The 9423-nt window shown below is 68.1% G+C and carries 7 protein-coding genes; 2 read left to right on the top strand and 5 right to left on the bottom strand.

Annotation, left to right across the window (positions count from 1 at the left end; translation table 11 throughout):
• Nucleotides 1-80: 80 nt before the first annotated feature.
• Nucleotides 81-962, bottom strand: a complete 882-nt coding sequence (locus HMPREF3088_RS09940) for a 1,4-dihydroxy-2-naphthoate polyprenyltransferase (RefSeq protein WP_070759821.1) — start codon at nucleotides 960-962, stop codon at nucleotides 81-83.
• 244 nt (nucleotides 963-1206) lie between these two features.
• Between HMPREF3088_RS09940 and HMPREF3088_RS09935 the strand changes: the two genes are divergently transcribed.
• Both HMPREF3088_RS09935 and HMPREF3088_RS09930 read left to right on the top strand, forming a co-directional pair.
• Nucleotides 1207-1869 carry an excalibur calcium-binding domain-containing protein gene (locus HMPREF3088_RS09935; protein WP_070759820.1) on the top strand — a complete coding sequence of 221 codons (663 nt, stop codon included), beginning with the start codon at nucleotides 1207-1209 and terminating at the stop codon, nucleotides 1867-1869.
• A 111-nt stretch (nucleotides 1870-1980) separates the two neighbouring features.
• Entirely contained in the window at nucleotides 1981-3969 is a 1989-nt protein-coding gene (locus HMPREF3088_RS09930; RefSeq protein WP_070759819.1) for an FAD/NAD(P)-binding protein, read from the top strand.
• Between the two features lie 67 nt (nucleotides 3970-4036).
• On the opposite strand, the gene HMPREF3088_RS09925 is transcribed toward HMPREF3088_RS09930, so the two are convergent.
• From HMPREF3088_RS09925 to HMPREF3088_RS09910, 4 genes are read right to left on the bottom strand one after another with little or no spacing between them, the layout of a single operon-like run.
• Nucleotides 4037-5818, bottom strand: coding sequence for a dipeptide ABC transporter ATP-binding protein (locus HMPREF3088_RS09925; protein ID WP_070759818.1), 1782 nt, complete (start codon nucleotides 5816-5818; stop codon nucleotides 4037-4039).
• Nucleotides 5815-6720, bottom strand: a complete 906-nt coding sequence (locus HMPREF3088_RS09920) for an ABC transporter permease (protein ID WP_070759817.1) — start codon at nucleotides 6718-6720, stop codon at nucleotides 5815-5817. The genes HMPREF3088_RS09925 and HMPREF3088_RS09920 overlap by 4 nt, the downstream gene beginning before the upstream one ends.
• A gap of 3 nt (nucleotides 6721-6723) precedes the next feature.
• Entirely contained in the window at nucleotides 6724-7701 is a 978-nt protein-coding gene (locus tag HMPREF3088_RS09915) for an ABC transporter permease (protein ID WP_070759816.1), read from the bottom strand.
• Between the two features lie 2 nt (nucleotides 7702-7703).
• A complete protein-coding gene (locus HMPREF3088_RS09910; protein WP_070759815.1) occupies nucleotides 7704-9392 on the bottom strand; it encodes a TIGR04028 family ABC transporter substrate-binding protein in 1689 nt (562 codons plus the stop codon).
• Between the last annotated feature and the right edge of the window lie 31 nt (nucleotides 9393-9423).

Genomic DNA, 9423 nt, shown 5'->3' with positions numbered 1-9423 from the left:
CCCCATTATCGGGGACACTCACAAGGTAACGGGCTGGGGGTCGGCGTTGAGGGCCGGCCGTGTTGGTGGAGCGTGCGCGGCTAGATAAACGCCGCGATCAGCATCATCACCGACCACAGCAGCATGCCGCGGCCGGTAAGCCCAAGTACCGGGATCAGATCCTTGCCCTGTGCGCCCTTGCGCACGGGCCCGGAGGCCAGCACCCACAGCGGCACTGCCAGCAGACCCAGCAGCGCAGCGAGCTGACCTGCGGCCAGCGCGATGGTGAGCACGACGGAGCCACCGACCAGGCTCAGCCATAGCGCGCGGGTGCCCGCATCCCCCAGGCGCACGGCGAGGGTGATCTTGCCGGTGACCGAGTCGGTCGGGATGTCGCGAAGGTTATTGGCCAGGTTCACGGACGAGGAAAGCGCACCGATCGTCACAGCCAGGCCGAGCCCGCGCCAGGTGATCTGCCCGGACTGCGTGAACTCCGTGCCCAACACCGCGACGAGGCCGAAGAAGATGAACACCGCGACCTCGCCAAGACCCCGGTAGCCATAGGGGTTTTCACCGCCGGTGTAGAACCAGGCGCCCGCGATGCAGACTGCGCCGACGAGGATCAACCACCAGGCGCTCAGCAGGCTCAGCGCGATTCCGGCGACCCCAGCCACGCCGAAGCAGGCGAAGGCGGCGTACTTCACGAGCGTGGGCTCCACCAGCCCGGAGCCGGTGAGGCGCAGGGGGCCGGAGCGGTCGTCGTCGGTGCCGCGGATGCCGTCGGAGTAATCGTTCGCGTAGTTCACGCCGATGATCAGCGCGAGCGCGACGACGAGGGCGAGTAGCGCCCGCGGGAAGGACGCCCCGCCGGTGGTTACCGCGGCTGCTGTTCCAGCCAGGACCGGGGCGATGGCATTAGCCCAGGTGTGCGGGCGGGCGCCTTCGAGCCAGTCGGCGGCGGTGGCGGTGTTGGTGGCAGACATACGCGGCGGTCAACCTTCCTTCGGGCAGGGGTGGATGCAAACTGTTTACTCTACTCGCTTGGGCGCGGGGGCTATGTCGGGGCTGCTTCAGCACGCGGGACGGGCGCGTGACGCGGGGGGAATCGGTGGTTATTTCGCCCTTTACGGTGGGAAAGGGGGTGACGGGGGTAGGTGAAAAGGCCCTCGGGGAGAGGTTTTCCACGGGTAAGTTGTGTCCCAAATACAAATGGGTGATTGTTATGCCATGAGAAAAACTGTCATTTCGCTGGCAGCGGCGCTTGCCGTGCTGACCGGCGGCCTCACCCCAGTCGCCCAGGCGGCTCCTGCTTCGCCTGCGGCTCTCATTCAAGCCAATGAAGACTCGACGAACACTAACAACACCGAGGGCCAGTCCGGTCTGTTCGGCTCCTCCTCGAGCCAGGGCAACACCGACGACACCACCACCGGGTCCGGGGGATCCTCCTCCGAGGATGAGGAGAAGGAAGGGCTCTCCAAGGGCGCGATCGCGGGCATCGTCATCGGCAGCATCGCGGCCATCGCTGCGGTTATCGGCGGCGGCCTGTGGGCGATCCAGGCTGGCATGGTGCCCAACCCGCTGCCTGGCATCATCCCGGGCCCGGCACCGGCGCCGAAGCCTGCCCCAAAGCCGGCTGCGAAGCCAGCCGCTAAACAGGCCCCGAAGCAGGTGGCAAAGCCGAAGCCGGTACCACAGCGCGCTGCGCCAAAGCCAGCGCCGAAGCGAACTGCGCCGAAACCTGCGCCGCGTCCGGCACAGTCCCGCTACTACCAGAACTGCCGTGCAGTATGGAACGACTTGGGCCGCCCGATCCGCCGCGGCGAGGCGGGCTACGCTTCCCACCTTGACCGTGACAACGACGGCGTCGGCTGCGAGCGTCGCCCCCGTTAAAACTCTGTACTCCGTTTCCTCATAGCCCTGGCCCGTGTGGCCAGGGCTTTTATTATCTCGCTTAGTATGGCGCTGCCTCGCCGTGATCGGGATCATCCGTAGGGTGGGGCCATGAGCAGTATTGAGCGCAGGATCGCGATCATCGGGGCCGGGCCACGGGGGATTTCCGTGCTGGAGCGGATCGTGGCTACCCACCGGGAGCTGGCGGAGCAGGGTACTGCCCCTGAACGCCTGGCCGTGGCCGTGGTGGACGACGTCCAGCCCGGGGCGGGGCGCATCTGGCGCACCGACCAGAACTTCGACCTGTGCATGAACACGCTGGCCGACGCGGTGACCTTGTTCCCGGAGCCGGGCTCCAGCGTGGCATCCCCGGTTTTCGAAGGCCCGACCATGTACGAGTGGATCATGCTGCTTCGCGGCGAGGAGCTGGGGGAGCAGCGCGACCCGCGTGGGGCGAAGGCAGCGCTGTTTTCCCGCCACCCGGTCCAGCCCCTGGACCACCGGGCGCAAGACATCCAGCAGGCCCGGCCGAATACCCACCCGCCGCGGGGCCTGTACGGCGAGTACCTGCGTTGGGTCTTCTCCGCGGTGCTGGGCATGGTACCCGAGGCCATCGAGGTGACGGTGCACCGCTCGAAGGCGGTGGGCATCGAAGCAGCGGCAGACGGCACGGACACCATCGAACTCGCGGACGGCACCCGCCTGCATGCGCACGCGACGGTGCTCGCCCTGGGCTGGTTGGACACGGATCTCGCCCCGGAGGAGCAGGAACTCGCGGCTGCCGCGGCCAAGCACGAGCAGCTGGAGTGGGTTGCGCCGAATAACCCGGCTGATCAGGACTTCTCTGCCATCCCCAGCTGGGAGGAGTCCGGCCAGGAGATCCTGATCCGGGGCTTGGGCATGGGATTTTTCGACGCCATGTCCATGCTCACGCTCGGCCGTGGCGGGGCCTTCATACCGGACGCCACCGCGCCAGCGGGATTGCGCTACCAACCTTCCGGGCGGGAACCGCGGATCCTGGCTATGGCGGGCCGTGGCTACCCGCATCAGCCCCGCCCGGAGTTCTCGGGAATGCCGCCGCGTGCGGAGCTGCGCCGCCTGGACGAGGCGATCGCCCAGCTCGATATTCCGCTGGACCCCAATAGCCTGGACTTCGGGGACACGCTGTGGCCAGCACTGCTGCGCGACGCACAAGATGCCTACTACCGGGTTCTGCTGGCGGCCGAACCTGACGTCCTGAAGAAGGTCACCGAGGTCATCGACGACCCGGCCACCGACCCGCTGAACATGCACGAGGACACCCGCCTGGACGGGCTGGTGGACCCGGAAAAGCGATTCAACATCCCCTGGGAGAACGACCCGGTCGCTCGTCTTGAGGACAAGGCGGAGGCAGCGGGCGAGGAGCTGAGCATCGACTCCTTTACCCGGAGCCTGTTCGAACACCTCCTCGGCGACTGGCGGGAGGCGCAGCGCGGCGAGGAATCCCCGGTGAAGATGGGGCTATTCAGCTTCGGGGCGGCGATGAAGCGGATCGCCCTGGTCGACGAGCCGGGGCGGTTCACGCAGGCCTCCCGCGAGGAGGAATACGCGCTCTTCGGCAGCATCGCCCAGATGGTGAGCGTGGGCCCGCCGGCCTTCCGCACCGCCGAGCTGCTCGCGCTCATCGACGCCGGGATGGTGCGCTTCCTTGGCGCAAAACCGGAGCTCACCGTGGACGAGGAGGTCCCGGCGTTCCGGGTCATTTCCGCGACGACGGGGGAGGAGGTGTGCGCGCCTGTGCTGATCGAGGCGCTGATCCACGACCCGGATGTGCGGCACACGGCCTGCCCGCTGAGCAGGCAGTTGCTGGCACAGTCCCGGATGCGGGCTTGGGCCTGGGGCGATGGCTCCCTGTCTGGCGCCCCGGAGGTGGACCGGGAAACGGGCCTGCTTATTGGCCAGTCGGGTCAGCGCGATCCGAGGGTGCACATGCTGGGCGTGCCGCTGCGGGAGGTTCGGGCCGATATGACGAACTCACCGAAGGTGGGGGAGGACCCGGTGATCTTCCAGGAGACGGACGCCGCCGCACGTTCCGCACTGCGGATCGCAATGTCCCGCTAGGGCGCGGGGCGGATCCGCTGTGGCAGGTGGACGGGGCGCACGGAGGGGAGCACCAGCGTTCGCGAGCTTAAAGCCCCAGGTTGAACACGCCCTCGCGGTAACGCTGGCCCGGGATGGCCCGCAGCAGCTGACGGGTGAAGTCGTGCTGCGGATCGTTGAAGATCTCCTCGGTGAAGCCCAGCTCGACCTGGCGGCCCTTGCTCATCACGCTGACCGTGTCGCTGATCTCCCGGACGACGGCGAGGTCGTGGGAGATGAACAGGTAGGTCAGGTTCAGCTCCTCCTGCAGCTCGTCGAGCAGTTCCAGGATGCGGGCCTGGACGGTGACGTCCAGCGCGGACACGGCCTCGTCGAGAACCAATAGCTCCGGCTCCAGGACCATCGCGCGGGCGATGGCCACGCGCTGGCGTTGCCCGCCGGAGAGCTCCCCGGCACGCCGGTTGGCCAGCGCCTCGGGCAGGCTGACCTGGTCCAACACCTCGGCGACCTTCGCGCGGATCTGGGTCCGTGAGAGCGAGCTGAGGTTGCGCAGTGGCTCGGCGATCGCCGAACCGATGGACTGGCGTGGGTCGAGCGAGCCATAGGGGTTCTGGTAGACCATCTGCACCCTGCGGCGCAGCTGGCGCGGATCCTTCTCCGCGAGCTCGTTGATGGCAGCCCCCTCGAGGTAGGCCACCCCCGCGCTGGGATCCTCGAAGGCACAGACCATGCGGGCGAGGGTGGATTTGCCGGAACCCGATTGCCCGACGATCGCGTGCGTGGTGCCACGGGCGACAGAGAAGCTCACACCGTCGACCGCAGTGAATGCCTCTTGGCCGCGGGCGGGGTGGAACCGCTTGCTCATCGAGCTAACGCGCAGCAGCGGGGGAATGGGCTCCTTGGAGCCGCGTGGCTCGGAGCTACGTGCCTTGGAGCCGCGTGCCGCGCGGGTGGCGGGGGCCTTCTCCTTAGGGGCCACCTCGCTGCCGGGAGCACCGGTCTTGGGGCCAGCGGCCCCAGGGGCGCTGGCTCCCGCATGCTTCCGAGCCCGCGCCGGTCGGCGCACGGGGTTGGTCAGCCCAGGGGCGTCAGCGAGCAGTCGGCGGGTGTAGGGGTGCCGCGGATCGCCGAGGATGCGGCCGGTGAGCCCGGCCTCCTTGACCTGGCCGGACTGCATGACCACCAGTTCGTCGGCCCGGTCGCTGGCCACGGCGAGGTCGTGCGTGATGAGCAGCACACCAATGCCGCGGTCTTCCCGCAGCTGGTCGATGAGGTCCAGGATCGTCTGCTGCACCGTCACGTCCAGGGCGCTGGTGGGCTCGTCGGCGATGATGAGGTCCGGTTCGGTGGCCAGCGCGGCGGCGATGAGGGCGCGCTGCCGCATACCGCCGGAGAGCTCGTGCGGATACTGGTCATGGCGCAGCTCGGGCTGATCGATGCCCACGGCGTCCAGGAGCTCGATGACGGTCGCGCGGCGCTCCTGTTTGCTGGGATTGCCCAGCGCCTGGCGGTGAATCCGCAGCACCTCGCCGACCGAGTCGCCGATGGTTTTCACGGGGTTCAGCGAGGTTCCGGGGTCCTGCGGGATGAGCCCGATCTTCAGGCCGCGGACGCCGCGCCACTGCTGCTGCGTGATGCGGTTTAGGTCCTGCCCATTGAGCTCGATTTTTCCGGACGCCGACGCGTTGGCAGGCAGCAGCCCCATCGTCGCCATGGCGGAGGTGGATTTTCCGGAACCGGATTCTCCCACGATGGCGGTGACCCGACCGGGGGCGACGGAGAAGGACACATCTGTCACCGCGTGCACGGGGCCGTGGGCGGAGTTGTACGTGACCGCGAGGTCGGTGACCTTCAGCAATGGGGTGGTCATGAGCGGGCTCCTTCCCGGTCGCGGAGGACGGTGCTGAGGTGGTTGGTCGCCAGGACGACGAGGACGATGGCCAGGCCCGGAAGGACGGTCAGCCACCAGGACGTGGCGATGAAGTCCCGGCCCTCGGCGATGATCAGGCCCCACTCGGGCGTCGGTGGCGGAGCACCGTAGCCCAGGAAGCTCAGGGCGGACAGCTGCAGGATGGCGCTGCCGAACTGGAGGGCCGCCAGCGCGAGCACCGGGGTCAGCGAGTTCGGCAGGACGTGCCGCCACAGCACGGAGGCACGGGTGCCGCCGGAGGCGTAGGCGGCCTCGACATAATCGGAGGACGCCACGCCCAGCACCTCGGAGCGGGCGAGCCGGGCGAACATCGCGACGTTGGTGATACCCACGGCGATGGCCGCGTTGATCGAGCCGTAACCCAGCACGATGATCACCGAGAGGCTGAGCAGCAGGGCCGGGATGGCGAGCAGAACGTCCACGATGCGCATGATCAGCGTGTCCACCCAGCTGCCCTTAGCACCTGTGCTGGAGCCGCGCCGGGCGCGGGAGGACCCGGCGATGACACCCAGCAGGGTGCCGATGATCATGCCGAGCAGAACCGCGACGAGCGCCCCGAGCAGGGACTGCCGGGTGCCCCACACCACGCGGGTGTAGAGGTCGCGGCCGACGGCGTCGGTGCCGAACCAGTGCTCGGTGCTGGGCGGCAGCAGTGGGGCGGTGCTACCGGAGTTCACGGGGTCGCCCGAGGCGAACAGCCCCGGCACGAGTGCCCAGGCCAGTGCGATGACAACGATGAGCCCGGAGACCACCGCGCCCCAACCCGCCTTCCGCGGGCGGGGGCGGGATCGGCCGGTCAGCCGGGAGCGCAGTGGGGACTTAGAGGTCAGTGTGGTGGTCATGTTTTAGCCCCTCCCATTCGTGGTGGCGGGTTGTGCGCCCCGGCTGCGCAGCCGGGGGTCGAGCACCGGGTACAGCACATCGACGGCCAGGTTGACCAGCACGTAGACCGCGGCGCTGATGACGACGACGGCCATGAGCACCGGGGTATCGCGGTTAGATACGGCGTCCACGGTCATCGCGCCGATGCCAGCGCGGCTGAACACGGCCTCGGTGACCACAGCGCCGCCGATGAGCTCACCGAAGGTCAGCCCGGCGATGGTCAGTGCGGGAAGCATCGCGTTGCGCAGGACATTGCGCCACAGCACCCAGTGGTGGCTGGCCCCACGGGCCCGCACCACGGTGACGAAGGGCTGGGCCGAGGCGTCCTGAATCCCGCGGAGCAACACCTGGGCCATCGGCGCGGACAGCGGCAGGGCGATGGCGATGGCGGGCAGGATGATCGACTGGGTCGGGGAGGCGTCGATGACGGGGACCCACCCCAGCGTGAAACTGAACACCTGGATCAGGATGATGCCCAGCCAGAACGGGGGCAGTGCGATCAGCAGGGAGGGGACGCTCGCCAGAGTATTGGCCAGCCAGCGGCTGACACGGTTGTTGCGGCCCGGGGCGGCGAGCGTGGCCAGGGTCAGAGCGATCACGCTGGCGAGCAGAAAAGCCACGAGCGCCAGGGCGAGCGTGTTTGGCAGAGCAGCGCCCAAAGCGCTGGTCACGGACTCGCCATTCATCAGGGAGTTTCCGAAGTCCCCGCGCAGCGCGCCGGTGAGAGAGTTGATGTAGCGCACGAGGATGGGCTCGTCGGCGCCGTACACGTCGCGCATCTGCTGGATCTGCGCCGGGGAGAGCCCAAGCTCGGGGTCGGCGTAGCGGGTGGCCACCGCATCCCCGGGCAGTGCGGTGAGCAGGATGAATGCGAGGGTGAAGGTGGCCCACAACACGAGGATCGCCTGGCCGATGCGGGCGAGGATCTGGCGGCCGGTCATGGCTAGGCCTCCTTTCGAGTCAGGTAGAACCAGGGTCGGCCGATGCTCTCGGCGCGGAAGCCGTGGACGTGTGGGTGCACGCCGAAGACCTGCGGTTCCTCGAAGAAGGGCAGGACGTAGGCGTTATCGGTCAGGTGCTTCTGCACTGCCTTGGAGGCTCGCGCGCGCTCCTCCTCGGTGGGGGACTGCGCGACGTCGAGCAGGAGCTGCTGGAGCTTCTCATCGCCGATGGATTCGTCGGGGTGCATGTTCAGCAGCGCGTTGCGGTTCTCGGAGTAGTACTGGCTTTTAATGACGTCGTAGTCGGCGCGGCCCACCATCGTGAGGTTGAGCTGCACCTGGTTCTCGTCCGTCTGGGCTGCCTTTTGGGCGGCGACGTCGCCGGGGTGCAGCTGCGCGTCGATGCCGACGGCACGCAGTTGTTGCTGCAGCATCGTGACGACCTCCCGGGTGCGGGGTTGCTGTGGGGCGTCGTTGACGACGAGGCGCAGGCGCTTGCCGTCCTTGGTGCGGATACCGTCGTGCCCGACGGTCCAGCCGGCCTCGTCGAGGAGCGTGCGGGCCTTATCCGGGTTGAACTCGTAGGCACCCTTCTGCGCCTCGTAGCCCTGCGCGGTGTGGGCGAGGGTGGAGGTGGCCAGCGGGTAGGAGTCGGAGAACAGGGTGCGCAGGATCTTCTCGCGGTCCACGCCGGCGATGATCGCCTGGCGCACCCGGATGTCCTGCAGCAGCGGGTGGCGGAAGCGGAAGGCCAGGCCGTTGTTCACGCCGTTGGTCGGTGCTGCGTGGATGTTGATTCCGGCCTTGGCGAGGTGCTTTTCCTCCGGGGCCTCGATTTGGCGGGCGATGTCCGCCTGCCCGGCCTTGAGTCCACCGACGCGGACGCTGTCCTCCTTGGCGACAACGACGCGCACGGTGTCCAGCTCCGGACGCCCGGTGTTCAGGCCGCGCTCGGCGAAGACCGGTGGCGCCCAGTCGTAGTCCTCCCGCGCGCTCAAGGTCAGTTCGCGGTTCCGCTTCTCGCCGGTGATGACGAAGGGACCGGAGCCAATGACCTTGCGGGCCGAACCAGGGGCGAAACCCTCGTCCGTCATCTCCAGGGAGGAGTTGGCCAGCAGCCCGGCGTTGATGGAGCTGGCAGCCTGGGGGAAGCCGGGCTCGGGCTCGCTGAAGTGGAAGCGGACGGTGGAATCGTCGATAACCTCGCCGCGCTCATAGGAGCTGATCTGTTCGGAGGCGGTGAGCTTGTTCTCCGTGTTCCCGAGGCCGAAGAGGTCGAAGTTCTTGACGACGTTCTCCGCGTCCAGCGGGGTGCCGTCGGAGTAGGTGACCCCGTCGCGCAGGCGGAAGGTGAACTCGGTGGCGTCCTCGTTGACTTCCGGCAGGTCGGTGGCGATCCACGGGTGGAGCTCGAGGGTGTCCGGGTCCTGCCACAGCAGCCGGTCGGTGATGTTGTTGACGACACCGCCGTTGGGGTAGAAGCCCGCGGTCGGCGGGTAAAGGTTGTTGAAGGGGAGGGAATCGAGGTAGGTCAGCTCGGCGGGGTTGTCCTCGGAACCACCGGCGCTGCTGCAGGCGGTGAGTCCGCCGAGGCCGAGGACGACGGCGGTGAGCAGGGTGATCACCGATCTGATGGGGCGCCGGGTGTGGCGCCTGGACGTGCCCTGGGTGCGGGGCAAGCCGGGGGACATAGGTATTCCCTCCTGTGGATAAAAATGAACA

It is taken from the genome of Corynebacterium sp. HMSC22B11 (assembly GCF_001815965.1).
Lineage (GTDB): Bacteria > Actinomycetota > Actinomycetes > Mycobacteriales > Mycobacteriaceae > Corynebacterium.
Note: the sequence above shows the minus strand (reverse complement) of the source record. Positions and strands in the feature narration are given on the sequence as shown.